The 25,946-nt window shown below is 71.0% G+C and carries 23 protein-coding genes, 1 tRNA gene and 1 other RNA gene; 12 read left to right on the top strand and 13 right to left on the bottom strand.

What is annotated here, in order from left to right; translation table 11 throughout:
* Positions 1-19 precede the first annotated feature (19 nt).
* Positions 20-517, bottom strand: a complete 498-nt coding sequence (locus ACN269_RS24910; protein ID WP_355051984.1) for a hemerythrin domain-containing protein — start codon at positions 515-517, stop codon at positions 20-22.
* A gap of 103 nt (positions 518-620) precedes the next feature.
* Here ACN269_RS24910 and mgrA point away from each other — a divergent pair, with 103 nt between their 5' ends.
* Entirely contained in the window at positions 621-1,616 is a 996-nt protein-coding gene (gene mgrA, locus ACN269_RS24905; RefSeq protein ID WP_421474682.1) for an L-glyceraldehyde 3-phosphate reductase, read from the top strand.
* 24 nt (positions 1,617-1,640) lie between these two features.
* Here the strand turns inward: mgrA and ACN269_RS24900 are convergent, their stop codons facing one another.
* Positions 1,641-2,543 (bottom strand): lytic polysaccharide monooxygenase auxiliary activity family 9 protein, encoded by a 903-nt coding sequence (locus ACN269_RS24900; protein ID WP_421474681.1) that lies wholly within the window; start codon positions 2,541-2,543, stop codon positions 1,641-1,643.
* A 138-nt stretch (positions 2,544-2,681) separates the two neighbouring features.
* On the opposite strand from ACN269_RS24900, the gene ACN269_RS24895 reads away from it, so the two are divergent.
* Positions 2,682-2,804, top strand: a complete 123-nt coding sequence (locus ACN269_RS24895; protein ID WP_091591861.1) for a 50S ribosomal protein L36 — start codon at positions 2,682-2,684, stop codon at positions 2,802-2,804.
* A gap of 150 nt (positions 2,805-2,954) precedes the next feature.
* Positions 2,955-4,253 carry a hypothetical protein gene (locus tag ACN269_RS24890; RefSeq protein ID WP_421474680.1) on the top strand — a complete coding sequence of 433 codons (1,299 nt, stop codon included), beginning with the start codon at positions 2,955-2,957 and terminating at the stop codon, positions 4,251-4,253.
* Between the two features lie 57 nt (positions 4,254-4,310).
* Here the strand turns inward: ACN269_RS24890 and ACN269_RS24885 are convergent, their stop codons facing one another.
* Together ACN269_RS24885 and ACN269_RS24880 are read right to left on the bottom strand one after the other, a co-directional pair.
* The gene (locus ACN269_RS24885; protein WP_421474679.1) at positions 4,311-5,684 is read right to left on the bottom strand and encodes a class I adenylate-forming enzyme family protein; all 1,374 of its coding nucleotides are present in this window, start codon (positions 5,682-5,684) and stop codon (positions 4,311-4,313) included.
* Positions 5,674-7,212, bottom strand: a complete 1,539-nt coding sequence (locus ACN269_RS24880; RefSeq protein ID WP_421474678.1) for an NAD(P)-binding domain-containing protein — start codon at positions 7,210-7,212, stop codon at positions 5,674-5,676. The genes ACN269_RS24885 and ACN269_RS24880 overlap by 11 nt, the downstream gene beginning before the upstream one ends.
* Positions 7,213-7,275: 63 nt before the next feature.
* Here ACN269_RS24880 and ACN269_RS24875 point away from each other — a divergent pair, with 63 nt between their 5' ends.
* The 7 genes from ACN269_RS24875 to ACN269_RS24845 all read left to right on the top strand — a co-directional run bounded on the left by ACN269_RS24875 (position 7,276) and on the right by ACN269_RS24845 (position 15,850).
* Positions 7,276-8,793 (top strand): aromatic amino acid ammonia-lyase, encoded by a 1,518-nt coding sequence (locus tag ACN269_RS24875; protein WP_421474677.1) that lies wholly within the window; start codon positions 7,276-7,278, stop codon positions 8,791-8,793.
* Positions 8,786-10,348 carry an FAD-dependent oxidoreductase gene (locus ACN269_RS24870; RefSeq protein ID WP_421476554.1) on the top strand — a complete coding sequence of 521 codons (1,563 nt, stop codon included), beginning with the start codon at positions 8,786-8,788 and terminating at the stop codon, positions 10,346-10,348. Before ACN269_RS24875 ends, ACN269_RS24870 begins: the two co-directional genes overlap by 8 nt.
* Before the next feature lies 1 nt (position 10,349).
* Positions 10,350-11,339, top strand: coding sequence for an alpha-hydroxy acid oxidase (locus ACN269_RS24865; protein WP_421474676.1), 990 nt, complete (start codon positions 10,350-10,352; stop codon positions 11,337-11,339).
* Entirely contained in the window at positions 11,336-12,589 is a 1,254-nt protein-coding gene (locus ACN269_RS24860; RefSeq protein WP_421474675.1) for a cytochrome P450, read from the top strand. Before ACN269_RS24865 ends, ACN269_RS24860 begins: the two co-directional genes overlap by 4 nt.
* The gene (locus ACN269_RS24855) at positions 12,586-13,845 is read left to right on the top strand and encodes a cation:proton antiporter (protein WP_421474674.1); all 1,260 of its coding nucleotides are present in this window, start codon (positions 12,586-12,588) and stop codon (positions 13,843-13,845) included. The genes ACN269_RS24860 and ACN269_RS24855 overlap by 4 nt, the downstream gene beginning before the upstream one ends.
* Positions 13,846-13,916: 71 nt before the next feature.
* The gene (locus ACN269_RS24850) at positions 13,917-14,573 is read left to right on the top strand and encodes a response regulator transcription factor (RefSeq protein ID WP_421474673.1); all 657 of its coding nucleotides are present in this window, start codon (positions 13,917-13,919) and stop codon (positions 14,571-14,573) included.
* The gene (locus ACN269_RS24845; protein WP_421474672.1) at positions 14,570-15,850 is read left to right on the top strand and encodes a sensor histidine kinase; all 1,281 of its coding nucleotides are present in this window, start codon (positions 14,570-14,572) and stop codon (positions 15,848-15,850) included. The genes ACN269_RS24850 and ACN269_RS24845 overlap by 4 nt, the downstream gene beginning before the upstream one ends.
* A 16-nt stretch (positions 15,851-15,866) precedes the next feature.
* Here ACN269_RS24845 and ACN269_RS24840 read toward each other — a convergent pair.
* Together ACN269_RS24840 and ACN269_RS24835 are read right to left on the bottom strand one after the other, a co-directional pair.
* Positions 15,867-15,939: transfer RNA gene (locus ACN269_RS24840), tRNA-Ala, on the bottom strand.
* An 87-nt stretch (positions 15,940-16,026) separates the two neighbouring features.
* Complete coding sequence (locus tag ACN269_RS24835) at positions 16,027-16,617, bottom strand: YqgE/AlgH family protein (RefSeq protein ID WP_421474671.1); 591 nt, start codon at positions 16,615-16,617, stop codon at positions 16,027-16,029.
* A 172-nt stretch (positions 16,618-16,789) separates the two neighbouring features.
* On the opposite strand from ACN269_RS24835, the gene ACN269_RS24830 reads away from it, so the two are divergent.
* The gene (locus tag ACN269_RS24830; RefSeq protein ID WP_421474670.1) at positions 16,790-17,590 is read left to right on the top strand and encodes an S-methyl-5'-thioadenosine phosphorylase; all 801 of its coding nucleotides are present in this window, start codon (positions 16,790-16,792) and stop codon (positions 17,588-17,590) included.
* Positions 17,591-17,712: 122 nt separating this feature from the next.
* Positions 17,713-19,308 carry a benzoylformate decarboxylase gene (gene mdlC, locus ACN269_RS24825; RefSeq protein ID WP_421474669.1) on the top strand — a complete coding sequence of 532 codons (1,596 nt, stop codon included), beginning with the start codon at positions 17,713-17,715 and terminating at the stop codon, positions 19,306-19,308.
* 18 nt (positions 19,309-19,326) lie between these two features.
* On the opposite strand, the gene ACN269_RS24820 is transcribed toward mdlC, so the two are convergent.
* The 7 genes from ACN269_RS24820 to ftsE all read right to left on the bottom strand — a co-directional run bounded on the left by ACN269_RS24820 (position 19,327) and on the right by ftsE (position 25,929).
* Positions 19,327-20,280 carry a hypothetical protein gene (locus ACN269_RS24820; protein WP_421476553.1) on the bottom strand — a complete coding sequence of 318 codons (954 nt, stop codon included), beginning with the start codon at positions 20,278-20,280 and terminating at the stop codon, positions 19,327-19,329.
* Between the two features lie 97 nt (positions 20,281-20,377).
* Complete coding sequence (locus ACN269_RS24815) at positions 20,378-21,019, bottom strand: hypothetical protein (RefSeq protein WP_421474668.1); 642 nt, start codon at positions 21,017-21,019, stop codon at positions 20,378-20,380.
* A gap of 775 nt (positions 21,020-21,794) precedes the next feature.
* On the bottom strand, positions 21,795-22,355 hold the full coding sequence (locus tag ACN269_RS24810) for a hypothetical protein (RefSeq protein WP_421474667.1): 561 nt from the start codon (positions 22,353-22,355) through the stop codon (positions 21,795-21,797).
* 849 nt (positions 22,356-23,204) lie between these two features.
* Positions 23,205-23,580, bottom strand: a transfer-messenger RNA (tmRNA) gene (ssrA, locus tag ACN269_RS24805).
* A 103-nt stretch (positions 23,581-23,683) separates the two neighbouring features.
* A complete protein-coding gene (gene smpB, locus ACN269_RS24800) occupies positions 23,684-24,163 on the bottom strand; it encodes an SsrA-binding protein SmpB (protein ID WP_354817929.1) in 480 nt (159 codons plus the stop codon).
* A gap of 141 nt (positions 24,164-24,304) precedes the next feature.
* Positions 24,305-25,180, bottom strand: a complete 876-nt coding sequence (ftsX, locus tag ACN269_RS24795; RefSeq protein ID WP_421474666.1) for a permease-like cell division protein FtsX — start codon at positions 25,178-25,180, stop codon at positions 24,305-24,307.
* A 68-nt stretch (positions 25,181-25,248) separates the two neighbouring features.
* Positions 25,249-25,929 (bottom strand): cell division ATP-binding protein FtsE, encoded by a 681-nt coding sequence (gene ftsE, locus ACN269_RS24790; protein ID WP_007455859.1) that lies wholly within the window; start codon positions 25,927-25,929, stop codon positions 25,249-25,251.
* Positions 25,930-25,946: the final 17 nt, after the last annotated feature.

The raw sequence follows: 25,946 nt of genomic DNA, 5'->3' as shown, positions 1-25,946 counted from the left end.
CCCCCGCAGCGGGGAGATCTCAGCGGTGGTCGGCCACGTACCCCTGCGGGTCCTTGTCGCGGAACGGCAGGTCGCGCCCGTTCTTGTGCTCGCCGTAGAAGGTCAACCAGCGCTGGCCCAGCTCGGCGCGCAGCTCGAAGCTGGCGTGCCGGCGGAAGTCGGGCAGCGCCTCGTCCTCCTCCTCGGCCAGGTGCTCGCTGTTCTCCCGCCGAGCCGTGCCGACCGCCTCCCACCAGGGCTTCGAGCCGACCGGGTGCAGTTTGGACTCGGCGATGGCGTCCCGGATCTTGTTGTGGTCGCCGATCGCGTCCTCGGTCTCGTCCTCGCCGTCGTCGCCGTGCTTGACCAGGTGCGGGTAGAGGATCGCCTCCTCCGCCTCGGCGTGGATGTCCAGGTGCAGGGCGAGGGCGTCCCAGATGGCCAGCAGCTCCTGCTCGTCGCGGGCGTCGTCGAGGCGGGCGAAGCCGCGCCGGAAGGCGGCGTGGTCGTCCAGGATCAGTGCGGTGATGTCGTCCACGTCGCTCACTTTCCGCGGTGCTGGGCCGGTCGTCGGGTCGAAACTACCCCGATGTCCGGCTTTCCACGCCCGATCTCGGGCAGGCCGGACCGGGGCTAGGCTCATGATCGTGACCTACCTCGCCGCGGAAGACCGCTACGACACCATGACCTACCGGCGCAGCGGACGCAGTGGCCTGCGGCTGCCCGCCGTCTCCCTCGGGCTCTGGCACAACTTCGGCCCGGACCGCCCGTACGAGCGCCAGCGCGACATCGTCCGGCGCGCGTTCGACCTCGGCGTCACCCACTTCGACCTGGCCAACAACTACGGCCCGCCGCCCGGCTCGGCGGAGGAGAACCTCGGCCGGATGCTCGCCACCGACCTGAAGCCGTACCGGGACGAGCTGATCATCTCCAGCAAGGCCGGCTATCTGATGTGGCCCGGCCCGTACGGCGAGTGGGGCTCGCGCAAGAACCTCATCTCGTCGCTCGACCAGTCGCTGCGTCGGATGGGCCTCGACTACGTCGACATCTTCTACTCGCACCGGTTCGACCCGGACACCCCGCTGGAAGAGACGATGGGCGCGCTGGACGCGATCGTCCGCTCCGGCAAGGCGCTCTACGTGGGCATCTCCAACTACAACTCGGAGCAGACCGCGCGGGCCGCGGCGATCCTGCGCGAGCTGGGCACGCCGCTGCTGATCAACCAGCCGTCGTACTCGATGCTCAACCGCTGGACCGAGGACGACGGCCTGCTCGACACGCTGGAGCAGGTCGGCGCGGGTTGCATCGCGTACAGCCCGCTGGCGCAGGGCCTGCTGACGGACCGGTACCTGAAGGGCATCCCGGCCGACTCGCGGGTGCGCACCAGTGTCTTCCTCAACGAGAGCGACCTCGGCGAGGAGAAGATGGCCACCATCCGGGGGCTCGGCGCGGTCGCCGAGCGGCGCGGTCAGTCCCTGGCCCAGCTCGCGCTGGCCTGGGCGCTGCGCGACGCGCGGATGACCAGCCTCATCATCGGGGCGAGCAGCGTCGAGCAGTTGGAGACCAACGTCGCCGCGGTGCACAACCTCGACCTCGACGCCGAGGACCTGGCCGAGATCGACCGCCTGCTGGGCTGACCGCCGGGTCGCGGGCGGGCCGGGTCACCAGATCCGGCGCCGCCCGGCCCGGTGGTTGCGCACCTCGCACCGTGGTCCCGTCGGCGCGACGGTGTCGCGCCGCCGCCGACCCACGCCGACCAGCACCGCCACGACCAGCACGACGGCGACGCCGGCCAGCACCGGCCACCGGCCGTCGAGGTCGCGCACCGACGCCACCGGCACGCCCGGGTCGGCCGCCGCCGCCACCGCCGACTCGGTCGCGACCGGCCGGCTCGCGGGGGTACGCGCCGACGCCTTCGCCGACGCGCGCGTCCCGGTACCGCCCGGGGCGGCGAAGACCACGTCCGAGCAGGAGTAGTAGGTGTCCGGGGTGGTGGAGTTCTGCCAGATCGTGTAGATCAGGTGCCGGCCGGTGCGGCCCGTCGGCAGCCGCCCGGCCAACTGGTACGCGCCGGCCCGCACCGGCGGGTCGGTCCGGGTCAGGAACGGACGTGGCTCCAGATCGGCCCAGGTGAGCCGTTTGCGAGGGTCGTAGTCGGGCGTGGTGACGTAGAGCCGGAAGGTGCCCCGGTGCTCGATGGTGGTCCGGTACCGGAAGGTGAACGTCGCGCCGGTGGTCAACCGGGTGCTCGGCCAATCGGTACGCGGCAGGTCCAGCCCTCGGTACGCGGAGAGCCCTCCGCTGCACAGCTCGCCGTCCGGGATCCGTTCTCGGTCCCGACCGTTGATGGCCGCGACGCGTACGTTGTCCCATTCGCGCACCGCCGCGCCGGCCGCCACGGCCGCCCGACAGGCGTCGGTGGACGCGTACCGGCCCTCCGGCCCGCAGGCCGCCGCCCGGCTGACCGGGTCGGTGGGGGCGCCGTGCGCCCAGCCGGGCACCGCGCCCAGCGGTGCCGCCGCCACGGCGACGAGCACCACGACGAGCATCCGACGCACGCTCATGGCTTGAACCTCCCGCGCACTGGTACGGGCGCGGGAGGGCAAAGGTTCGACGTCGGGGGCCGGGGAATCGCGCGGGGGTCCCCGGCGTTCCGATAACCGGTACCGATACAGGCCAGACCCCAGGCCGAGGAGGCAGACATGAAGGTACGTAGCTCGTTGCGTTCCCTGAAGCAGAAGCCCGGTTCGGTGGTGGTCCGTCGTCGCGGCCGGGTGGTCGTGGTGAACCGCGCGAACCCCCAGTGGAAGAGCCGCCAGGGCTAATTGGCATCTTAACGGACAGACCGTCGACAACGCCCCGACCGGGACCATCCGGTCGGGGCGTTTCGCGTTCCGGTCCTCGCCGCGCGAAGCGGCGTCGTCGATGGCATCATCCCCCTTGATCAAGCATGTTCATCGATCGAGGGGGCGACGGTGCACGGAGCAGACAGAAGGGCCACCCGACGGCGTACGCGACAACTCGCCGCCGGTGTGGTCGGAGCGTTGGCCCTGCTGGCGGCCGCTCCGGCACCCGCGTGGGCGGCCACCTGGTCGCCGATCCAGGTGGTGTCGGAGCCCGGCTGGAGCGGGCTGGACCAGCCCTTCGTCGCGGTCGACCGGCAGGGCGACTCGCTGCTCGCCTGGGCGGGCTGCGACAACAACGCGAGTAGCTGCAACGACCAGGTGCAGGCACAGCTCGTCGCGGTCGACGGCACGGCCGGCCCGGTCCAGACGCTCTCGCCGCTCGGCCCGTCCGCCTTCTGGCCCAAGGTCGCGTCCGACGACGACGGTGACTCGGCGGTGGTGTGGACACAGGACGGCCTCGTGGCCGGCCGGCGGGTGTCCGCCAGCGGCGAACTTGGTCCGTTACAGATGATCGCCACGTGGCACGGGGCCAGTCCGGCCGTCGCCGTCGACCCGTCGGGACTGGCGCTGGTCACCTGGACCGAGATCCGGGACGGCACGTACACGACGAAGGCCCGCTACTTCGGCGCGGACAGCTCCCTCGGCCAGGAGCTGACCCTCGGTGTCGGCGCGGACCAGCCGGTCGTGGGCATCGACCGCACCGGAACCGCCGTCGTCGCCTGGACGGAGAGCTACGAGCGGGTCGTCGCGCGCCGGGTGCGCCCGGAGGGGGTCGGGCCGCTGCGCGTCATCGCTGGGCGGGCCACCGACGTGCGGTACGCCAGCGTCTCGCTCGCCGTGGACACCGACGGCGACGCGGTGGTCAGCTACCGGTGGTCAAAGGCCGGTGAGCCACCCCGCCTGCGCGCGCGGCACCTCAGCCGGACCGACACGTTGGGCAGCGTCCTCAGCGTCTCGCCGGCCGCCCACGAGCTGAGCCTCTTCGACGAGCTCGCCGGCGACCTGGACGGCGACGCGGTGCTGACCTGGGGCCGCTGGACTCCCGAGGGCCGGCAGGTCTTCGCCCGCTCGATCTCCAACACCGGAGTCCTCGGCACGGTCACCCGGCTCGGCGACGGTGACTGGCCGAAGATCACCTTGGACGACGACGGCGACGGCCTGGTCACCTGGCAGGCGCCCAGCCCGGACTTCTCCACCACTCAGGTGCATGCCCGGACGATCGGGCAGGACGGCACGGTTGGGGCGGACGAGGTCATCGCCCCCGACGGGCGCTACGCGCAGCCGGCGACGAGCCCGACCGGTCGCTTCTCGGTGATCTGGCAGAAGGCCTCCTACGAGTACGACATCCGGGCGCGCTTCGGCCAGTAGCCCGGCGAAGAGACGCCCTGACCGCCGCCTCGGTCAGGGCGTCTCGCACAAACCCCGCTACCGGAGCTGACTCTTGTCGGGTTTGCCGCTGGCGGCGAGTGGGACCCGGTCGATGACCGTGACGGTGCGCGGCACCGCGAGGTCGCCCACCTGCGCGGCCACGAGCTTGCGCAACAGCTCCGGATCGGGCGTCCTCCCGGCCGCCGGCACCACGAAGGCGTGCACGGCCTCGCCGGTCACCTCGTCCGAATCGCCGACGACGTACGCCTCGGCGATCGCGGCATCGGAGGCGAGCGCCCGCTCCACCACTCCGGCGTGGACCAACTGCGCGTTGACGATGATCACATCCCGGGTACGACCGAGCAGCCGCAGGTAACCGTCGGCATCGAACTCACCCAGGTCCCGGGTCCGCACCCAGCCGTCCACGAACACCTCGGCCGACTCGTCCGGGTCCTGCCAGTACGACGATGCCTGCGCGGGTGTGCGGACGTAGATCTCCCCGTCGTGAAGGGAGACCTCGACGGCCGGACGACCGACAGTGGCGAGCGTCGCCGCGTTCGTCACCATCTCGGCTGGCGTCACCATGGCGATCATCGACGTCTCGGTCTGGCCGTAGCCGTGGAAGAGCACCGGACCCAGCACGTCGAGGGCCTCCGCCAGTCGGCCCGGCTGAAGTGGCGACCCGGAGACCATCAGCGCCCGCAGGTGGCGCAGGTCCACCGGGTGGGCGCGCTGGTCCCGAATCAGCTGGTGCAGCTTGCCGACCGTGATCACGCTGGCCGTGGCCCGGTGTTCGACCAGGGCGTCCGGGAAGACCGGTCGGGGCGCCACGACCAGGGTGCCACCCGCCACGAGGGTGAGGATGCCGTACTCCAGCATCACCTGACTGGCCAGCGATCCGAAGACCAGGTAGCGCTGCATCCGGGTGGCCAGTTCGGCGATGGCCGGAGGCCACCGGTCCGGGTAGGGGACCCAGGACGCCGACATGGCGGCGTACGTCTGCACCACACCCTTCGGAGTTCCCGTGCTCCCGCTGGTCCAGATGACCCGTGCGGGATCCTCGGCCCGTCCCGCCGCGACGAGAGGCAGCCCGTCGTCCGGCTGCTCGATGAACGAGGCCAGCCGAGCCGGGTCGACCACGAGGGATCCGGACAGTTGGGCCGGGCTCAGGTCGGCACGCCAGCCGGACACCCGCGCCCCCACGGCGAAGGCGGCGAGCGTGGCGGCGAAGGCTGTGGCGGTCACCGGCAGGTCGAGCGTGACACCCACGCCGGGTCCGGCGCCGGACGAGCGCAGCCCGGCCGCGATGCGCCGGACCAGGCCCGCCATCTCCGACGCGGTCGTCACGACCGACCCGTCCTCGAAGACCGGCCGGTCCCCGCCGACGCTCAGGAGGTCGAGGACGGGCTGCGGCCAGACGTCAGCGGGCATCGGCGAGGACGCCCTTGACGAACACCTCGAGGGGTTGCTGGTGCACGGTCGGCAGGTTCCAGGTGTTCTCCAGGTTCTCGGCCAGGTGGTGCTCGGCGACGACCTGCCCGGAGCGCCAGACCCGCACCACGGGGTGGAGATAGGTGGCGTCGTGGGCGGCTGTCGCGTCGTTCTCGGCCGGGCGCGGCACGGTGATGTCGAACGGGTCGACGTTGTCGTGGTCCGGGCCGTACTCGAGGGTGACCACGAACGCGAACACGTCCGGCTCCGCGTCCCGCAGATAGGCGACCGGCACCTCCTCCCGATAGCGGGCGGCCTCCCCCTGCACCGTGATGACGTCGCCCAGCACCGCGAACTGCTGCCACAGCGCCGAGGTCACGTTGATCCGGGCGATGATCGAGTCGGCGATCGCCTCCGGCGTCAGCGGGATCTGCCGGGACGGCCAGGGCTCACCGTGGTGTCGCTCGCGGATGATGTGGTGCAGTGCCCGGGTCGCGTAACGGAACCCGTGGATGAAGCCGTTCGTGGACTTCTTGAAGTCCCGCTGCTGGCTGAGGGTGCCGGCGAAGTAGAGGCCGGGAACGTTCACCGACTCGAAGGCCGCGGTCTGCGCCGGGAACCGGTCGTTGATCACCAACTCCGGCCGGGCCGACTCGGCGAAGAGGGACGCGTCGAAGCGGAACCCGGTGCAGAGGATGATCCGGTCGTACTCGAGTTCGCGCAGATTCTCGACCGTCCGGGCGTACCGGAAGAGCACCCGGTACCCGCCGCCCTCCCGCTGACTGATCCGCTCCACCGTGCCGTCCAGGACGGCGTTCTGCGACTTCAGCTGATAGGTGTCCAGGAAGTTGTTGTTCACCGCGCGCAGGTGCCCGACGTAATGGGTCTGCCAGGCCAGCCTGATGGAGTGCGGTCCGGCGACATGAATCGTCGCGGCGGTCTCGATCAGCGCGTCGGCGGTCTCGAAGGCCGAGTTGCCCTTGCCGACGATCAACACCCGCTGGTTGACGAAATCGGCGGGGTCGACGCTCACGGTGTCGTACCGCTCGGCCATCTCCACACCCTCGATCGGCGGCACGTAGAGCTGGGAGACGCCGGTGGCCACGACGACCCTGTGGGCCGTGAAGACCTGGTCGCCGGCCTGCACCGTGAAGACGTCACCGGTCTTCGACACCGCTGTCACCCGGGTGTCGTAACGGACGCGCAGCCCTCGCGCGAAGTCGGCGAGGTACCGCAGCAGATCGTCGGCGGCGGGGAAGTAACGCGTGCTGTAGTTCTTGAACAGCAGCGCCGGATCGTCGGACAGCAGCGAGTTCCAGTCCGACCGTAGATTGAACTCCGGGTCCTCCGAGCCGGTCCACACCTTGTTGATTGAAATCAACTGGCGGTGCCGGGGATACGTCTCGAAGAACATGCCCGGCCGGGGGCCGCCCTCCAGCACCACATAGTCGTGACCGTCGCGCTCGAGCAGGGCCGCGAGCTGCAGACCCGCCGGCCCGGCTCCGATGATCAGGCAATCGTGCGTCATGCGGCGCAATGTACTGAGGCGATTTCAGAGCGCTCTGAGAAACTGTTTCTAGCATCCGCTTCCATGACGATTCAGGTGGATCTGGCAGCACCGCTGCACCCCGCCGACCTGCGCCTCGCGGCCGGCCCGGTCACGCTCGTGATCAGTGACGAGGTGCGCGGCCGGGTGACGAGCGGCCGGACGTTCCTCGGCAAGGCACTCGGCGACGACCGGGCCATCTACGGCGCCACGACCGGCTTCGGGGCGCTCGTGGGGTACGCGGGCCGAGCCGACCAACGCGACCAGGCCGACAACACCCTCGCTCACCTCGGCGCGGGTCAGGGACCCGACCTCGCCCCGGATGTTGTACGCGCGACGCTGCTGGTCCGCGCCTGGTCCCTGGCCCGGGGCGCGTCGGGAGTCTCGCCGCACGTCATCGACGCGCTCGCAGCCATGCTCGGCACGACGTTCACCCCGGCGATGCCCCGGCTGGGCTCGGTCGGCGCCAGCGGTGATCTGATTCCGCTCGGTGCGGCCGCCCAGGCGCTGCGCGGGCGTGGACACGCCTATCTGGACGGTGTCCGGATGCCTGCCGCAGCTGCGCTGACCAGGGCCGGGTTGGAGCCGCTGCCGCTCGACGGGCGGGACGCGCTCGCGCTCGTCAACGGCACGTCGCTGACCACCGCGGCGCTGACCCTCGCCCTGGACCGGGTCCGTGCCTCGCACCGTGTGGTGCAGACGCTGACGTGCCTCCTCGCCGACCTGCTCGGCAGCGACCCGCAGTTCCTCGACCCCGCCCTGCTGGCCGCCTACGGTCACCGGGGCGCCATCGACGTCGGCGCCGCGATGCGGGCGACCTGCGTCGGCCTGCGGCCGTCCGGCAGCAGACCGTTGCAGGAGCCGTACAGCCTCCGCTGCGCGCCGCAGTTGCTCGGGGCGGCCGAGGATGCCCTGCGCTACGTGGACGGCGTGGTGGCGGCCGACCTCGGCGGGGTGAGCGACAACCCGCTGTTCTTTCCGGACGACGACAAGGTCGTGCACGGCGGCAACTTCTTCGGCCAGCCCGCCGCCTTCGCCGCCGACGTCCTGTCCATGGTGATCGCCCAGGTCGGCAACCTCGCCGAACGCCAGCTCGACCTGCTCGTTGACCCGGGTCGTAACGGCGGGCTGCCGCCGATGCTCGCGGCGGGACCGGGCCAGCAACACGGGCTACAGGGCGTCCAGCTCGCGTCGACGGCGCTCATCACCGAGATCCGGCGCGACACCGTGCCCGCGAGCGCGCAGAGCCTCCCCACCAACCTGCACAACCAGGATGTCATCCCGCTCGGCACGCAGGCCGCGCTCCGCGCCCTGGACCAGGCGGAACTCCTGCGGTTGATCACCGGCTCGCTCGGGCTGGGGCTGCGCCAGGCGGTGCACGTGGGGGCACGCCGTCCCACGGCGGCGGGGTGCGACCGCGCACTCCGTGCCCTGGAAGAGGCAATCGCGCCGATCGATCCGGACCGACCACTCGACGGCGACGTGCGAACTGCGGTCGCGATTCTGGAGGAGCTTGAAAAATCTCTGATTTCCCGCTCGTACGGTGAGCGCCGTGATGCTTGATTACCTGATCATCGGGGCCGGGCCGGCGGGTCTTCAGCTCGCGGCCCTGCTCGAGGCCGACGGCAAGCGCGACTATCTGGTGCTGGAGGGTGCCGACGGGCCGGGGGCCTTCTTCGCCACCTATCCGCGGCACCGGACACTCATCTCGATCAACAAGCCGCACACCGGCACGGACGATCCGGAACTGAACCTGCGGCTCGACTGGAACTCCCTGCTCACCGACGATCCGGCGCTGCTGTTCACGCAGTACACCGAGCGGTACTTCCCGGACGCCGACGTGATGGTGCGGTACCTCGCCGACTTCGCGGCGAAGACGGGCGTCAAGGTCAGGTACGGCACCCGGGTGACCCGCGTGTCCAAGCACGACGACGTCTTCACGGTCGAGGCCGACGACCAGCGCTGGGCGGCCCGCGCGGTGATCGTCGCCACCGGCGTCTCGAAGACCTACGAGCCGGACATTCCCGGGTTCGAGCTGGCCGAGGGGTACGACGTGATGAGCGTCGAGCCGCGTGACTATCTCGACCAGAAGGTCCTGATCATCGGCAAGGGCAACTCCGCCTTCGAGACCGCCGACAACCTCATGGAGACCACGACGCTGATCCACCTCGCCGGGCCCAGCTCGGTCCGGATGGCGTGGCGTACACACTACGTCGGGCACCTGCGCGCGGTGAACAACAACTTCCTGGACACCTATCAGCTCAAGTCGGCGAACGCGATCCTCGACGGCACGATCAAGAGCATCGAGCGCGACGGTACGGGCTACAAGGTCACCTTCAGCTTCTCCCGGGCCAACGAGGTCGTGAAGGAACTGCACTACGACCGGGTGCTGGCGTGTACGGGATTCCGCTTCGACGCCTCGATCTTCGACTCCTCGGCTCGACCCCAGCTCGCCATCAGGGACCGCTTCCCGGCGCAGACCGAAGCGTGGGAGTCGGTGAACGTACCCGGGCTGTTCTTCGCCGGAACGATCTCGCAGGAACGCGACTTCAAGAAGTCCACGAGCGGTTTCGTGCACGGCTTCCGCTACGCCGTACGCGCTCTGCACCGGATCCTCGCCCGCCGGTACGACGCCACGGACTGGCCGTCGGACAAGCTCGCCGCCGAGCCGGCGGCGATGACCGCGGCCGTCATCGAGAGGGTCAACCGCAGCTCGGCCCTGTGGCAGCAGTTCGGATTCCTCGCCGACGTGCTCACCGTCGCCGGCCCGGAGGCCCGCTACCACGAGGAGGTACCGGTGGACTACCTCGTGTCGACCGGCCTACACACCACCGACCACGAGTACGACCAGGCATTCGTCGTCACGCTGGAGTACGGGCCCGAGCACGACCAGGTGGACCCGTTCGACATCACCGTCACCCGCGTCGCCCAGGATGCCGTGGGGCAGGCGCACGACGCGGCGTACCTGCACCCGGTGGTGCGTTACCGCCGCGCGGGCCAGCTGATCGGCACGCACCACCTCGCCGAGAACCTGGAGAACCGGTGGGATCGGCCCGACGTCCACGTACGGCCGCTACAGGAGTTCATCGGTCGTTGCCTGTCCGGTGCCGAGGGCTGACGTGGACCCCGTCCACCGGGACTTCTTCGAGGGCGGTGCCGGGCGGGAGCGCACCCTGGCCGCCAACGAGGAGGCCTTCGCACGACGGTGGCTCGTGCCACGGGTGCTCCGGGCGACCGGCGAGCGCGACCTGCGGACCACGGTGGCCGGCACGTCGCTTGCCGCACCGGTGCTGGTCGCTCCGACGGCCTTCCATCGGCTCGCGCATCCCGAGGGCGAGGTGGCCACCGCGCGGGGAGCTGCGGCGGCCGGCACGACCATGGTGGTGAGCATGGCCGCCACCCGGCCGGTCGAGCAGATCGCGGCGGCCGGCGGCACGCTGTGGTTCCAGCTGTACGCGCAACCCGACCTCGACTTCACGGAGTACGTGGTCAAGCGCGCCGAGTCGGCGGGCTGCCGGGCGCTGGTGCTGACCGTGGACTCCCCGGTGTTCGGGCGACACGAGCGTGACCTGCGCAACGGCTTCACGGACCTGCCGCCCGGCTACGCCTGCGAGAACATGCGCGACGCGACTGGCCGAGTGCGTTCGATCGCGATGGACGCGACCGCGGGGTGGGACCGGATCGCGTGGCTGCGCGGTGTCACGGGACTACCGATCCTGCTCAAGGGCATCCTGCATCCCGCTGATGCCCGCCTCGCGGTCGAGCACGGCGTCGCCGGCGTGATCGTGTCCAACCACGGCGGACGACAACTCGACGGCGCGGTTCCCACGCTCGACGCGCTGCCAGCGGTGGTGGAGGCCGTGCAGGGGCAGCTCCCGGTGCTGCTCGACGGGGGTGTGCGCGGCGGCACCGACGTACTGATCGCGCTGGCGCTCGGGGCGCGGGCGGTGCTGGTGGGGCGTCCGGTGGTGCGCGGGCTCGCGGCGGGCGGATCGGCGGGCGTACGGCAGGTTCTCGAACGACTCACCACCGAACTGGATGAGGCCCTCGCGCTGGCCGGAGCGCGGCGACCGGCCGACCTGACGCCCGATGCGGTGGTGACCAGGTGAAGGCCGTGGTCGACCTCCGGGAGTGGATCTTCGAGCGGGTCAACGGGACCGAGGGCATCGCGGTGCCCGGGCCGCTGGTGGGGCCGGAGGACTTCGAGCGGGTCTACAGCCACCCGGCCGCCGACGGGCGCAGCCGCGGGGCCGGCCTGTCGGACCTCTTCTGGTACTGGCTCGCGCCCGGTCCGCAGATGCACCAGGAGCACCTCGAGCCCGGCGAGTCGTACCGGACGGTCGCGCGGACGACACGTCAGGTCCTGGCCGTCCCACACGCGCGCTCCGACGAACTGGCGACGGCCGCGACCCGGCGGATCCTCGACCCGCTCCCGACCGACCGGATCAGCCACGTACGACTCCGGGACCTGATGATGCCGATCTGGGCCGAGGTCTCGTACGAGTTGGTGTTCGGCGCATCCTGCCCGCGCGACGTGCGGGAGCTCATCGTGGCGAACGCGGACGACGTGGTCACCGCGCTCAAGGGCATGAGTCTGCGGCACATGTCCCGGCGGGATCGCCTGACGCGCTACCTGCTGGACCGGATCGACGCGGGAACCTGCCCGGTCGTGCTGCCGCCGCCGTTCACCGCCCTGGAGACCGCCTGGTACCTCCAGGGCGCGTTCTTCAACACGGCCGTGGTGCAGATGTCCGAGGCCATGACGCACATCCTGCTGTGCGCCCGGTCCGTCGAGGACACGTCGGACGGATCCCTGGACCGGGTCATCGACGAGACGCTTCGCATGTACCCGCTGTTCGGTATCGCGCACCGGATCACCTCCGGACCCATCGCCGTGGGCGATCACGTCCTGCCCACCGGATCGGTGCTGCTCTTCAACTACCGGGCCTACCAGCGCACCGGCCCCGCCGCCGACGACGAGTTCAACCCGGACCGCTGGCTGTCGCTGCGTCGGCAGGACGCGCACTTCATCCCGTACGGCGTGACCGCCAACCGGGCCTGTCCGGCGCGCGGTTCGGCGCCGGTCCAACTCCGCGCGGCGACCCGGGAGGTACTGCGGCGCTTCTCGGTCGCGTCGTCGGCAGCGCACACCCGTTCGTTGCCGAGTCGCGGTCCCGCGTACCTGACGCCCCGGGGTGTCCCCGGTCCCGGCCGCCGCCGGCTCGCCCTGATGCGGCAGCGCGACCGGATCTTCGACGTGGGGCGCTCGCTCACGCAGTTGGTCTGCGGTACCTGGATGGTCGTCGACGCCCGGCGACAGAAGTTGTGCACCCGATTCTTCGAGGAGGCAGGCGCGTGACCCCCACTGAGCTCGCCCCGCGGTTCTTCATCGCGGTCGCGGTCATTCTGCTCTTCTGCAAGCTGGTCGCCTGGCTCCTCGGCAAGGTGGGCCAGCCCCCGGTGGTGAGCGAGATGCTCGCCGGAGTGCTGCTCGGTCCGTCGCTGCTCGGTCTGCTCTGGCCGGGTGCGCAGGCCGCGCTCTTCCCCGCGCCGCTGCTGCCGATCCTGTACGTGGTCGGCCAGGTCGGCCTGGTGCTCTTCATGTTCCAGGCCGGGTACGCCTTCACCTCGCACCGGGTCACCGGGCTCGCCGGCACCGCGGGAGCGGTGTCGCTCGCGGGTGTCACCGCTCCGCTGGTGCTGGGAATCCTGCTGGTCGTGGGCATGGCGGGCTTCGTCCCGATCCGCGCGGAAGGCGTTTCGCTCGGTGTGTCGGCGGCGTTCGTCGGCGTGGCGCTGGCGATCACGGCCTTCCCGATGCTCGCCCGGATCATCACCGAGCGCGGCCTCGCCGGCACCCGCTTCGGGTTGCTCGCCCTGGCCAGTGGCGCGGTCGACGACATGGTCGCGTGGATCATGCTGGCCGTGGTGCTGTCGTTCGCCTCGGGCGCCGTCGGGCCGGCCCTGGTCACCGCGGGTGGCGCGGTGCTGTTCGCGGTGGCGCTGTGGCTGGGTGGACGGCGGGTGACCGGGTACGTGATGGGGTTCCGAGGCGACCGCGCGCGGCTGCTCGGCACGGTGGCGCTGCTCTTCCTGGTCGCCTGGTACACCGACGAGATCGGGCTCTACGCGGTCTTCGGCGCCTTCGCGGTGGGCGTGGTGATGCCGCGCTCCGAGCAGACCGACAAGGTGGTCGACACGCTGACACCGATCGCCGCGACGGTGTTCCTGCCGCTGTTCTTCACCTACTCCGGGCTGCGCACCGAGTTCGCGCTGCTGGGCAATCTGGCCGTGCTCGGCTTCGCCGCCGCGTGCGTGGCCGTGGCGATCGTCGGCAAGTTCGGTGCCTGCTGGGCTGCGGCCCGGATGCGCGGTGAGCCGAACCGGGTCGCGCTGCGCGTCGGCGCGCTCATGAACGCCCGGGGCCTGATGCAGCTGATCGCGCTCAACGTGGGTCTGGAGGCGGGCATCGTCAACTCGTCGCTCTTCACGGTGCTGGTGCTGGTCGCGCTCGTCACGACGCTGATGACGACACCGCTGCTGAGCTGGATCGAGCGACGCGAGACCCGCGCTCCCGCCGCTGAACCGTCGCTCGTGACCGCCGGCGTCCCGTAGATTGTTTGTTTGAGGCGACAAGTTTTCCGATACATAGAGACTTCTCGATGTCTCGGTGTCACTATCTACCCATGACTCGACTCCTGCTCGTCGAGGACGACTCGGAACTTCGCGGCATGGTGGCCGAGACGCTCACCGGCGAGGGATACGTCGTCGACCAGGCCCCCGATGGCCAACGCGGCCTGCACCTGGGGCTCACCCGGCCGTACGACGTGATGGTCATCGACCGCCGCCTACCCGCCCTCGACGGGCTGGACCTGGTCGTCCGACTGCGCTCCCGAGCGGTGGCCGCCCGGGCGCTGCTGCTGACCGCGCTCGGCACCGTCGAGGACCGGGTCGCCGGCCTCGACGCGGGTGCCGACGACTACCTGACCAAGCCCTTCGACCTGGACGAGCTGAGTGCCCGCGTCAGGGCACTCTGCCGCCGGATCACCGACGCCACCGAGGTGCTGCGATTCGGGGCGGGCCAGCTGGACCTCTCCGCGCGCGACGCCGTCCTACCCGACGGCACCCGGATCGCCCTCTCCGCACGCGAGTTCGAGCTGCTCCGGGTGCTCGCGGCCCGGCCGCTCACCGTCCACTCCCGTTCCGAGCTGCGCAGCCGGGTCTTCGACGAGGCCGCCGCGGCGTCCCTGGTCGACACCTACGTCTACTACCTGCGTCGCAAGCTCGGCCGCTCGGTGATCCGGACCGTCCACGGCCTCGGCTACAAGCTGGGAACGCTGTGAGCCCCGAGGACACCATGCTGCGCCGCGCCAGGGCGCGGGTCAGCCTGCTCGTCGGACTCACCATGACGGCGCTGCTCGCCCTGGGCGCCGCCATCTCCTACGCCGCCCTGCTCCACAACCAGCAGGAACAGATCGAACGCGAGCTCAGCTACGGCGTGACCCACGGCACCATCGACGGGCCGCCCGCCTGTAGCTGGATCATCCTGTACGACGGCGGCCGCACCGACGTGGGCCGGAACCCGCCCCCACCCGGCTTCCCCCTACGGTCCGCCATCGACGCGGCGGCCCTCGACCGACAGGTCCACAGCGACAAGGTCGACCGCAACGGCACGACCTACTACGTCCGCACCCAGCCCCGGGGCACGGGGGTCGTGCAAGCGGTGTTCGACGCGCGTTTCCAGCTCTCCGACCGACGTCACCTGCTCGCCGCCTTCCTCCTCGCCGCGATCGTCGGCCTCGCCGCGGCAGCGCTCACGGGCATCGCCGTGGGCCGCCGGGCCGTGGCACCGCTCGCCGAGGCGCTCGGCCGGCAACGCCGGTTCGTCGCCGACGCCAGCCACGAATTGCGCACCCCCATCGCCCAGGTCCACACCCGCGCGCAGATCCTGGCCCGCCGCGCCGGTGCCGACCGCGCCGAATACGACCGCCTGCTCGAGACCACCGGCCGGCTCGGTGAGATCGTCGACGAACTCCTGCTCTCTGCCCGCCTCGCCGCCACCCCGGTCGACCGACAACCCTCCGAGCCGGTCGACCTGGCCCTTCTCACCGCCCAGGCCGTCGACTGCGAGGCCGACCGCGCCGCAGAGCAGGGCGTCCAGCTGCACATGACCGTCCCGGACACCCCGGTCCTCGTCCCCGGCATCGCCTCGGCCCTACGCCGCGTGGTCGGCGAACTGCTCGCCAACGCCCTCACCCACACCCCGACCGGCGGACGCATCGACGTCGCCCTGCACACCGCCCGCCGGAGCGCGGACCTGGTGGTCACGGACAGCGGAGCCGGCTTCGACCCCGCCGACGCACCTCACCTCTTCGACCGCTTCCATCGCGGCGCCGGGGCGGCGGACCGCCGCTTCGGTCTGGGGCTGGCCCTCCTGCGCGAGGTGGTCACCAGCCACGGCGGGACGATCTCCACCGACAGCCGGCCGGGTGCCGGGGCGACCTTCACCGTCCGGCTGCCGACAGTTCCCCCGCCGGCACCCCTGACCGCCTCGATCGGGCGGGAGGTACGACGCGAAACAGCTCAGCGGCCTGACCGGTATTCCCGACCAAGCCGCTGAGCTGAACAAACAAGGGTGGAGCCGAGGGGACTCGAACCCCTGACCCCCACACTGCCAGTGTGGTGCGCTACCAGCTGCGCCACGGCCCCTTGCCGTCGTCCCGGTCGCCCGGGCACTCGGAAACTATACACAGACCCGCCGGCATGGTCATCTCGCGGGGTCCCCACCCGGTCGGGTCAGTTCAACGCCACGTCCGGCGGGAAGTGGGCGACGGCGGCCATCATCCCGCCCTGCCGGCGCAGCACCATCGGCCACAGGTCGTCGGGGCGGTCGACGAAGGCGTCGCCAGGCAGGGCGTCCAGCACGAACCAGGACCCGTCGGCGATCTCCTGTTCCAACTGGCCGCTGCCCCAGCCGGAGTAGCCGGCGAACACCCGGATGCCTCCGATGCTCTCCCGCAGCTTCTCCGGGTCGACGGAGAGGTCGATCGTGCCGACCGCCCCGGACACCTGGTGGAAGCCCTTGAGTCGCCGTAGCGGTTGCCGCATCCGGGCCAGGCAGATCGCCGAGTCGGGTTGCACCGGGCCGCCCTCGAAGAGCACCGCCGGGTGGCGAGCCAGGTCGCTCCAGTCGCCCAGCACCTCGGCCACCGGCACCTCGGTCGCCCGGTTCAGGACGACGCCGAGCGCGCCGCCCGTTTCGTGGGCGACCAGCAGCACCACCGTACGGTCGAAGTTCGGGTCCTTGAGCGCCGGAGTCGCGACCAGCAGCCGCCCGGTCATCGACTCCATCGCTCGTCCGCCGATCGCCTGGCCCTCTCCCTGCATCCCACCTACCCGTCAGCCGTGAGCCCGCACCCGGGATCCGTCATCCGCCGCCTCCGCACGGTGCATCGGTATCAGCCGCGCTGTCAACGCCATGCCTGGCACCATAGCCTGCGTCCCGGGCGCTGGCTAAGGTCTGAGCGGCGGGTGATCCGACAGTTGCGACGGAGGTTCAATGGCACCGAAGGCGGACCTCGCGGTGATCGGCGGCTCGGGTCTGTACGCGCTCCTCGACGGCACCCCCCATGAGCTGGGCACCCCTTACGGTCCACCGTCCGATGCGGTGACCATCGCGGAGGTGGCCGGGCGACGGGTCGCGTTCCTGCCCCGGCACGGTTCCGACCACCGGTATCCGCCACACCGGATTCCGTACCGGGCCAACCTGTGGGCGCTGCGCTCACTGGGCGTACGCCAGGTGTTGGCCCCGTGCGCGGTCGGCGGACTGCGCCCGGAGCTGGGCCCCGGCACGTTCGTGGTGCCGGACCAGCTCGTCGACCGCACCAGCGGACGGGTGCAGACCTACTACGACGAGGGTGCGGTGCACGTGCCGTTCGCCGACCCGTACTGCCCGACGGGCCGCCACGCCCTGCTCGCCGCCGCGGCCGGACGGGACGTCACGGCGGTGGACGGCGGGACGGTGGTGGTGGTCGAGGGCCCCCGGTTCTCCACCCGCGCCGAATCCCGCTGGTACGCCTCGGTCGGCGGCACTGTCGTGAACATGACTGGCCACCCGGAGGCGGTGCTCGCCCGGGAGTTGGCGCTCTGCTACTCCTCCATCGCGCTGATCACCGACCTGGACGCCGGGGTGCAGGCGGGCGAGACGGTGACCCAGGACGAGGTGTTCCGGGTGTTCGCAGCCAACACCGACCGGCTGCGGGACGTGCTGCTGGACGCGTTGGCCGCGCTCCCCGCCGAGCAGGACTGCGCGTGTGGGCGGGCGTTGGACGGCATCAAACTGCCCTTCGCGCTCCCCTGAGCGCTCCCGGACGATCTCCTCGGACGCCGGAAAAGCCCGAAAGGTCTGTCACATCCCGATAGATTCGGCTGATCGGGAGGGCGGCCACGGTCGCCCCTGCGCGTGAGCGGAGGCAGGCGACGATGGCAACGGTCCGGGACGCGACGTACGACGTGCTCCGCACCCTGGGCATGACCACCGTCTTCGGCAACCCCGGCTCCACCGAGGAGCCCTTCCTGCGGGATTTCCCGGCCGACTTCCACTACGTCCACGCGCTGCACGAGGCCACGGCCGTGGCGATGGCCGACGGGTACGCCCAGGCCGCCGGCCGGCCCGCGCACGTCAACCTGCACACCGCGCCGGGCCTGGGCAACGGCATGGGCAACCTGGTGACCGCCTGGCACAACAAGACGCCACTGATCGTCACCGCCGGGCAGCAGACCCGGGAGATGCTGCTGCTGGAGCCCCGACTGACCAACCGCCGGGCCGTCGAGCTGCCCGAGCCGTACGTCAAGTGGAGCTACGAGCCGGTCCGCGCGCAGGACATCCCGGCGGCGCTGCTGCGGGCGTACGCGACCGCCGTGCAACCCCCGGTCGGGCCGGTCTTCCTCTCCCTGCCGATGGACGACTGGGCCAAACCCGCCGAGGCGCCGCCCGCGCCGCGCTCCGTGGCGACCCGCTTCGGGCCGGACCCGCAGCGGTTGGAGATGTTCGCCCGGATGCTGGCCGACAGCCGCGACCCGGTCCTGGTGTTCGGGCCCGGTGTGGACCGTTCCGGCAGTTGGTCGGCCGCCGTCGCGCTGGCCGAGCGACTTGCCGCACCGGTCTGGTCGGCACCCGCACCCGAACGGGCCGTCTTCCCGGAGGACCACCCGCAGTTCCGGGGGGTCCTGCCGTTCGCCATCGGGCCGTTGGCCGAGGCGCTGCACGGGCACGACACCGTCCTGGTCGTCGGTGCCCCGGTGTTCCGCTACTACCCGCACGTGCCGGGCAACCACCTGCCGGAGGGGGCGCGGCTGCTGCACGTCACGGACGACCCGGACGAGGCCGCCCGAGCCCCGGTCGGGGACAGCCTGCTCGGCGACCCCGGACTGGCCCTCACCGCCCTGCTCGACCTGTTGCCCGCCGCCGGCCGGCAGCCCCCGGCGCCCAAGGCCGTCCCGCCGCCGCCGGAGGTCACCGTGCCACTGAGCGCCGACGCGATGTTCGCCGCGCTGGCGGCGCACTGGCCGGCCGACGGCGTGCTGGTCCAGGAGTCGCCGTCCAACCTGGCCGCGCTGCGCCGCAATCTGCGCATCACCCGACCCGCCTCGTACTTCACCATGGCCAGCGGCGGCCTCGGTTACGGTCTACCGGCCGCGATCGGCGTGGCCCTGGCCGAGCGGGACACCGGGCGCGGCCGGCCGGTGGTCGCGGTGATCGGCGACGGCTCGTTCCACTACTCGGTGCAGGCGCTCTGGACCGCCGCGCGCCTGTCGCTGCCCGTTGTGGTCGTCGTTCCGATCAATCAGCAGTACGCGATCCTCAAGGCGTTCGCCGAGCTGAAGGACACCCCTGGCGTACCCGGACTGGACCTGCCGGGCTTGGACGTCACGGCGATCGCGGCCGGCTACGGCTGCGCCACCGAGGTGGTACGAACTCCCGACGAGTTGGGCGCGGCCCTGGCGGCCGGGCTGCGGGCCGGGGGTCCCACCGTGCTGCCGGTGCCGATCAGCACCGACGTGCCCACGATCCTCTGACCGAACGCCCGGGGCCGATCACCGTGGGGCGATCGACAGCGGGGCGCCACTGACCACGTCCAGCACGGGCCGGGCCGCCAGCGGCGCGTCCAGGGTGACGGTGACCGGTTGCAGCTTGAGCATCATGTTGCAGACGCCGGTGGCGCGGGTGACCGTGCCGCCGATGACCACGACGTCCGCCCGTTCCGACACCAGTGGGGTGATGCCGGTGTCACACGAGCCGACGCCCAGGTGGACGGTCACCCGCGCGCCGTCCACCGCCGCGAGGTCCTGTGCGGCGACCACGCCGTCCGGTGGCGGCTGCGTCGGCGGGGCCACCGAGGGGACCGGCGTGACCGCCGTCGGCGCGACGGCGAGCTGGGCCACCGGTGTGGCCAACTCCTCCACCGTGAACAGCCACGCCGGGACCTGCGCCTCGCCCCGACTCGTGCGGACGGGCACGGCACCGAGGGTCACCCCGGTGACGGTCAACGGGAGGCAGGCCGTCTGCGTCGTGCTGGTGGCCCACCCGTCCGGCCCGGGCTCGACCGTGGGACCGCCGGGGCTCGGCAGTCCGGGACGCTTCGGCCGCCCCGGGCAGGGCAGCGGATCCCCCTGGGCTAGCTGCCGGTACGCCTCGGCGGCGCTGATGAGCGGCAGCGTCAACCGACCGTCCGGGAAACGGATCTCGCCACTGCCGGCCGTCGACGGGATGGCCACCTGCGCCCGGTACCAGCCGGACCGGAAGGCCGTCTCGGTGTCGGGGGTGAAACGCGGATCACCGGTGAGCACGGTCGGCCCCTGGAGGGGGACGTACCCGTCGCTCCAGCCGGGACCGGGCCGCCAGGCTGCGGCGACGGCGGCGGCCCGGTCGTCGAACGCACGATGGGCCAACGTGGTGGGCCTGAGACCGGGGGCGGGGTCCGCAGCGGGCGCGGCGCAGGCCGCCATGGACAGCAGGGGCAGGACGAGCAGCAGGACCGGTCGACGCATGCCGGGTTCGACGGTGCCGCCGCGCCGTCGGTTCCGGGGTCGACTCACGTCCATCGCCCCCGGATCCGTCCGGTACGCCTGACCGACGCGGTGCGCCTCAGCGGTGTCCGTCCGCCAGTCGCCGCAGTTCGGCGGCGACGGCGCGGACGTCGGGCGTGGCGTCGGGTCCAGTCGCGGTGAACGCGTCGGCCAGGGCGCGCAGCTCGGACGGCGGCAGAACGGGCAGACCCATGCCCCGCAGCGGGATCGTGGCCCGCTGCGTGCCGGCTCGATCGGTGACGACGATGGCAGACGGGCCACCACGGCCCTGCGGGTCGCGGTACGACGCGGGGTCGACGCGGGCGGTGGCAAGATCGACGGTACGGCTGTGCAGCGCACCTCGTACCAGCACCCGGGTGCCGTCCAGCCATGCGGCCGTCCGCAGCACCCGCAGCACGAGGTAGACGCCGAGCAGCACGAACGGGAGCCCACACAGCCCGAGGAGGAGTCCGGGCTGCTCCGAACCGCTGGCGGACTCCCGTAGCGCGGGCGGGCGCATTCCGGGCGGCAGGTCGCGGGCCTCCTCGTAGGAAGCGAACCCGTCACCCGGGCCGGTGAGGCGACGCACCAGCCCACCCGCGATCACCGGCCCGAGCACGAAGGCCGCACCAACACCCGCGACGAGCACCCCGGTCACCACCGCGAGCGTGCGTTGACCGGCTGAGGCGCCGACCGACAGGCGCAGTCCCTCGTTCGTCACAGCGGCAGCCTAGGCGGCAGCGCCGGCGCCGGCGCAGGCAGCGGCGTCCCGTCGGCGCGGGCAGCGGCGTCCCGTCGGCGCAAGCGGCGGCGCAGCGGCGCAGGCAGCGGCGTCCCGTCGGCGCAGGCGGCGGCGCAGCGGCGCAGGCAGCGGCGTCCCGTCGGCGCAGGCGGCGTCAGCGCAGCGGCGCAGGCGGCGGCGTCGCGTCGGCCCAGGCGGCGTCAGCGCAGCGGCGCAGGCGGCGGCGTCCGTCAGCGCAGGCAGCGCGTCCCGTCGGCGCAAGCGGCGTCGGCGCAGCGGCGCAGGCGGCGGCGCAGCGGCGCAGGCGGCGGCGCAGCGGCGCAGGCGGCGGCGCAGCGGCGCAGGCGGCGGCGCAGCGGCGCAGGCGGCGGCGTCGCGGCGCAGGCGGCGGCGTCGCGTCGGCGCGCGGTCCGCGATGATCGACTCCAGATCGGCGAGGTGGGCGTATCCGGACGTCGGGATGCCCCCACATCGGCGCAGTGCAGCTGATCAACCGCCCCGCCGCCGGGCATCACGCCTCTGGCGGCGGGCCCGCGCCGAAGCCACCCCCGGCACCGCCCCGATGAGCGTGATGCCTCTGCGTCATCTTGATGACCCACAGGCATCACACCTCTAGCGTCGCGCCTGCCCCGGGGCCACCCCTTCGACAAGCGTGATGCCCGGGGGTCAGCTGCCAGACGGGGAAGTGACCGAGGTCTGGACATGCGCCGATGGCCGGCACCCCGTTCACGGGGTGCCGGCCATCGGTGTGTTGTCAGCTGTTCCAGTTGTGGGCGACCAGGTCGGTGGCCTGCTGCTCCCACTGCGCGTACGCGTCCGGGTAGGCCGAGACCTGCACGGTCTGCGCGGCGTCGGTCAGCGGCATGTCCTGCCAACCGTCGACCTGCTTGAGGCCCTTGAGGAACGCCGTCGTCGAGTACTCGGGGTTCGTGATCTGCTCCGGCGTACCCCAACCGGACGACGGGCGCTGCTGGAACAGACCCAGCGAGTCGTGGTCGTTGGCGTCGCCGAGGTGGCCCAGGTTCTCCAGCTTGGACTCCTGCAGGCTGGTCGCGATCGAGATGACCGCGGCCCGCTCGGGCAGGCCGGCCTTCTTCGTGGCGGCGATGATGGCCTTGGCGTTGGCGACCTGCTCACCGTTGAGGTCGATGTGCGACTGCTCGCCCTGCGGCTTCGGCGCGGCAGTCTGCACCGCGACGGCGGCCGGCTTGGCATCGACCGGGTTGGCGTGGGCGGCGATCGGGCCGGCGAAGATGCCACCGGCGAACGCGAGACCAGCAACGGACAGCATGCTCTTACGGAAGATCGTGTTCATCAGGGTTGCTCCTTCGGGGGTAGGAAACACCCACACGCCGCCCGTTCGGGGGGATCAGGCGATGCGGGGTGTCAGCACCTCGTCCGGGCGCTTGTGCAAAGTCTTCGGGGGGCGGCCTTCAAGCGGGGGCTCGTGGCGGCCGGTCCGTGTGTAACGACCGGCGGGCCGGGGTCATTCCCGGGGCCTGGCGGCCTGCGAGCGGATCGCTCGTGGCGGCCGGCCGGTGTGTAACGACCGGCGGGCCGGGGTCATTCCCGGGGGCCTGGCGGCCTGCGAGCGGGGGCTCGTGGCGGCCGGTCCGGGTGTAACGACCTGCCGGTCGGGGTCATTCCCGCAGGCAGGCGGCCCGTGGGGCGTCGTGGCCGGTCGGTGTGCAACGGCCGGCGAGCCGGGGACATTCCCCGGGGCCCTTTGCTCTGCTTCAACCGAGGAAACACCTGCCGTCCGATAATCGGACACCAAGTGTCTCCTGGGCTGAAGCAGAGCAAAGGACACGACATGGGGGGCGCGGCCCGCAGGCGCGAGCGGGTCGACCCCGCCCGCGATGACTCCGGCCGGCAGGCGCGGCCGGTCACCACAGGCACCCCAGGACCGGACATACCAGCCAGCCGAGGTGCGATCCGCGCGGTGATCCACACGAGATCGCCGAAGTCGGGGTATCCGGGACCCGTCGATGGCCCCACATCGGCGAAGACGTGTCGATCACGACACCGCACACCACGTCGGCAAGTTTGGCTGTCACCTGTTGCGCGGATTCTGCCCGAGCAGACCGATCCAGGCGGCGGCGGACGCCTTGGCCGGATACGACGATGCGCCCCGGCCGGTGGGCCGGGGCGCATCGTTTCGAGGTGGTGGAGGTGCCGGGAATCGAACCCGGGTCCTTCGCCGGTTTGTCAGGGCTTCTCCGAGCGCAGCTCGCTATGCCTCTACTCGGCCCCACCGCTCACGCGAGCAAGTTGGTGTGACGGGCCCAGTCGCTGATTGATCTCGCCGCACGGACCCCGCGACCGGGTCCGATTGGCCAGCCTTCTAGCTGATGCCGGCTAACTGGGACGAAGGCGTTCCCAGGCCGACAGACTCACTACTCGCCTCAGGCGGCGAGAGCGAAGTCAGCGCGATTGTTCTTGGCGCTTATTGGTTTCCGACGACCGATTCTCGAGACGACGTCGGCTTCCTCGGCTCGCTTCCCCTGTCGCTGCGTACGAAGTCGAAACCAGTCACCCCCTCGACAGGCCGCCTTGTGGCGGCACTGACAAGACTAACGCCTGCCGCAACGGCTTTCATCCCGAGGCCCGGTCCGGCACGCCGACCCGGACAAACGGGACGAACTAGTCGTCCATCCCCTTGCCGCGCCGACCGGACACCCGGGCGATCTCCCGGTCCGCGTCGCGCTTGGCGAGATCCTGACGCTTGTCGTACGACTTCTTGCCCTTGGCCAGGGCGATCTCCACCTTGGCCCAGCCGTCGGAGAAGTAGACCTGCAACGGGACGATGGTCAGACCGCCCTCGCGGGTCTTGCCGACCAGCTTGTCGATCTCACCACGGTTGAGCAGCAGCTTGCGGGTACGCCGGGGCTCGTGGTTGGTCCAGGTGCCCTGGGTGTACTCCGGGATGTGCATCGCGTGCAGGTACAGCTCGCCGTCGCGTTCCTGGGCGAACGCGTCGACAAGCGACGCCCGCCCGGCCCGCAGCGACTTGACCTCGGTGCCGGTCAGCGCCATGCCCGCCTCGTACGTGTCGAGGATCGAGTAGTCGTGGCGTGCCTTCTTGTTGGAGGCGACCACCTTGCGCCCCTTTTCCCGTGGCATCGGCGCCACCCCCTTCCCAGGTCGGTCCGACGCCGGGCTCACCCCGCTCGGACAACCGATCATGCTACCGGAACAACAAGGACCCTCCCGCGCCGTTTATTTCCGGTACGCGGAAGGGTCCCTGTCAGCAGACGAACCTGACTAGACCCGCAGGTAGAAGCGCAGGGTGATCCAGGCGGTGGCGGCGCTGACCAGGCCACCGACGACGGCCATCAGCGGGAAGACGACCAGGATGTCGCCCCAGCTGATCGGCGACAGCAGACCCTGCAACGCCTTGAGTGACCCGTCGAAGAGCAGGTATTTCGCTGCCACCAGGGCCACCAGGCCGAGCAGCGCACCGATCAGACCGGCCACCACGGCCTCCAGCACGAACGGCGCCTGGATGAACCAGTTGGACGCGCCGACCAGCTTCATGACCGCCACCTCGCGTCGCTTGCTGTAAGCGGCGACCTGGATGGTGTTGGCCACCAGGAGCAGCGCGGCGATGGCCATCACGATCGCAGCGGCCAGAGCGATGTTCTGGATCGCGGTGAGGACGTCGAAGATCTTGTCCAGGAGCCGGCTTTGGTCGACGATCTCGTCGACACCCTCGGTCTCCTTGTACTGGTCGTAGATGTTCTTGTACTGCTCCGGGTTCTTCAGCTTGAGCCGGAACGACTCCGGGAGCTGATCCGGCTTGACCGCGTTCACCAGGTCCGGCGCGTCCTGGTACATCTCCTGGAACTTCTTGTACGCCTCGTCCTTGTTGACGTAGATGACGTCCTTGACCAGGGGGTCGTTCTTCAGCTTGTCGTTCAGGTCGGTGCGCTGCTGCTCGCTCACCTCCTGGGTCAGGAAGATCGAGACCTCGATGTTCTTGTAGTAGAGGTCCTTCATGTCGTCAACCTGGCGGTACATGAGACCGCTGGCGCCGAGCATGGTCAGCGAGACCGCCATCGTGATGATCATCGCGATGGTCATGGTCACGTTGCGCCACAGTCCGACCAGTACCTCGGACAGGACGTATTTCACGCGCATCGGGATTTCCTCCGGGTCTCCGGCATGAGGTGTTCGTCGTCAGGCTGCGAGAGGGGTGAAGCGCCGGCTCACCCGTAGACGCCGCGAGCCTGGTCACGCACGATGCGGCCGCTCTCGATCTCGATGACGCGGCGGCGCATCTGGTTCACGATGTTGGAGTCGTGGGTGACCATCACGACGGTCGTGCCGGTGCGGTTGATCCGGTCCAGCAGACGCATGATCTCGATCGAGGTGTCCGGGTCCAGGTTTCCGGTCGGCTCGTCCGCCAGCAGGATCAGCGGACGGTTCACGAACGCCCGGGCGACGGCGACCCGCTGCTGCTCACCACCGGAGAGCTCGTGCGGATAGCGGTGCTCCTTGCCACCGAGCCCCACCAGCTCCAGCACCTCCGGCACGACCCGGCGGGCGACCGCCTTGGTCTTGCCGATCACCTCGAGAGCGAACGCCACGTTCTCGTAGGCGGTGCGGTTCGGCAGCAGCCGGAAGTCCTGGAAGACGCAGCCGATCGAACGCCGGAAGTGGGGTCGCTTCCAGGAGCGCATCGACGTGACGTCCTTGCTGTTGACGATGACGCGTCCCTTGTTGGGGGTCACCTCGTGCAGCAGCATCTTGATGATCGTGGACTTGCCGGAGCCGGATGGACCGATGAAGAAGACGAACTCGCCCTTCTCGATCGAGACGGACACGTTGTCGAGCGAAGGCCGGGACGCCTTCGGGTACGTCTTCGTCACTTGCTCAAGCTGAATCACGGGTGGTGAGTCTACGC

The sequence above is a fragment of the Micromonospora sp. WMMD736 genome, assembly GCF_049179015.1.
GTDB lineage: Bacteria > Actinomycetota > Actinomycetes > Mycobacteriales > Micromonosporaceae > Micromonospora.
This window is presented reverse-complemented; position numbering and strand designations above follow the sequence as displayed.

Coding starts and splice junctions, on each gene's coding strand:
- mgrA (WP_421474682.1), top strand. CDS start 621: ATGATCGTGACCTACCTCGCCGCGGAAGACCGCTACGACACCATGACC.
- ACN269_RS24900 (WP_421474681.1), bottom strand. CDS start 2,543: ATGAGCGTGCGTCGGATGCTCGTCGTGGTGCTCGTCGCCGTGGCGGCG.
- ACN269_RS24895 (WP_091591861.1), top strand. CDS start 2,682: ATGAAGGTACGTAGCTCGTTGCGTTCCCTGAAGCAGAAGCCCGGTTCG.
- ACN269_RS24885 (WP_421474679.1), bottom strand. CDS start 5,684: ATGCCCGCTGACGTCTGGCCGCAGCCCGTCCTCGACCTCCTGAGCGTC.
- ACN269_RS24880 (WP_421474678.1), bottom strand. CDS start 7,212: ATGACGCACGATTGCCTGATCATCGGAGCCGGGCCGGCGGGTCTGCAG.
- ACN269_RS24875 (WP_421474677.1), top strand. CDS start 7,276: ATGACGATTCAGGTGGATCTGGCAGCACCGCTGCACCCCGCCGACCTG.
- ACN269_RS24870 (WP_421476554.1), top strand. CDS start 8,786: ATGCTTGATTACCTGATCATCGGGGCCGGGCCGGCGGGTCTTCAGCTC.
- ACN269_RS24850 (WP_421474673.1), top strand. CDS start 13,917: ATGACTCGACTCCTGCTCGTCGAGGACGACTCGGAACTTCGCGGCATG.
- ACN269_RS24835 (WP_421474671.1), bottom strand. CDS start 16,617: ATGCAGGGAGAGGGCCAGGCGATCGGCGGACGAGCGATGGAGTCGATG.
- ACN269_RS24830 (WP_421474670.1), top strand. CDS start 16,790: ATGGCACCGAAGGCGGACCTCGCGGTGATCGGCGGCTCGGGTCTGTAC.
- mdlC (WP_421474669.1), top strand. CDS start 17,713: ATGGCAACGGTCCGGGACGCGACGTACGACGTGCTCCGCACCCTGGGC.
- ACN269_RS24820 (WP_421476553.1), bottom strand. CDS start 20,280: ATGCGTCGACCGGTCCTGCTGCTCGTCCTGCCCCTGCTGTCCATGGCG.
- ACN269_RS24810 (WP_421474667.1), bottom strand. CDS start 22,355: ATGAACACGATCTTCCGTAAGAGCATGCTGTCCGTTGCTGGTCTCGCG.
- smpB (WP_354817929.1), bottom strand. CDS start 24,163: ATGCCACGGGAAAAGGGGCGCAAGGTGGTCGCCTCCAACAAGAAGGCA.
- ftsX (WP_421474666.1), bottom strand. CDS start 25,180: ATGCGCGTGAAATACGTCCTGTCCGAGGTACTGGTCGGACTGTGGCGC.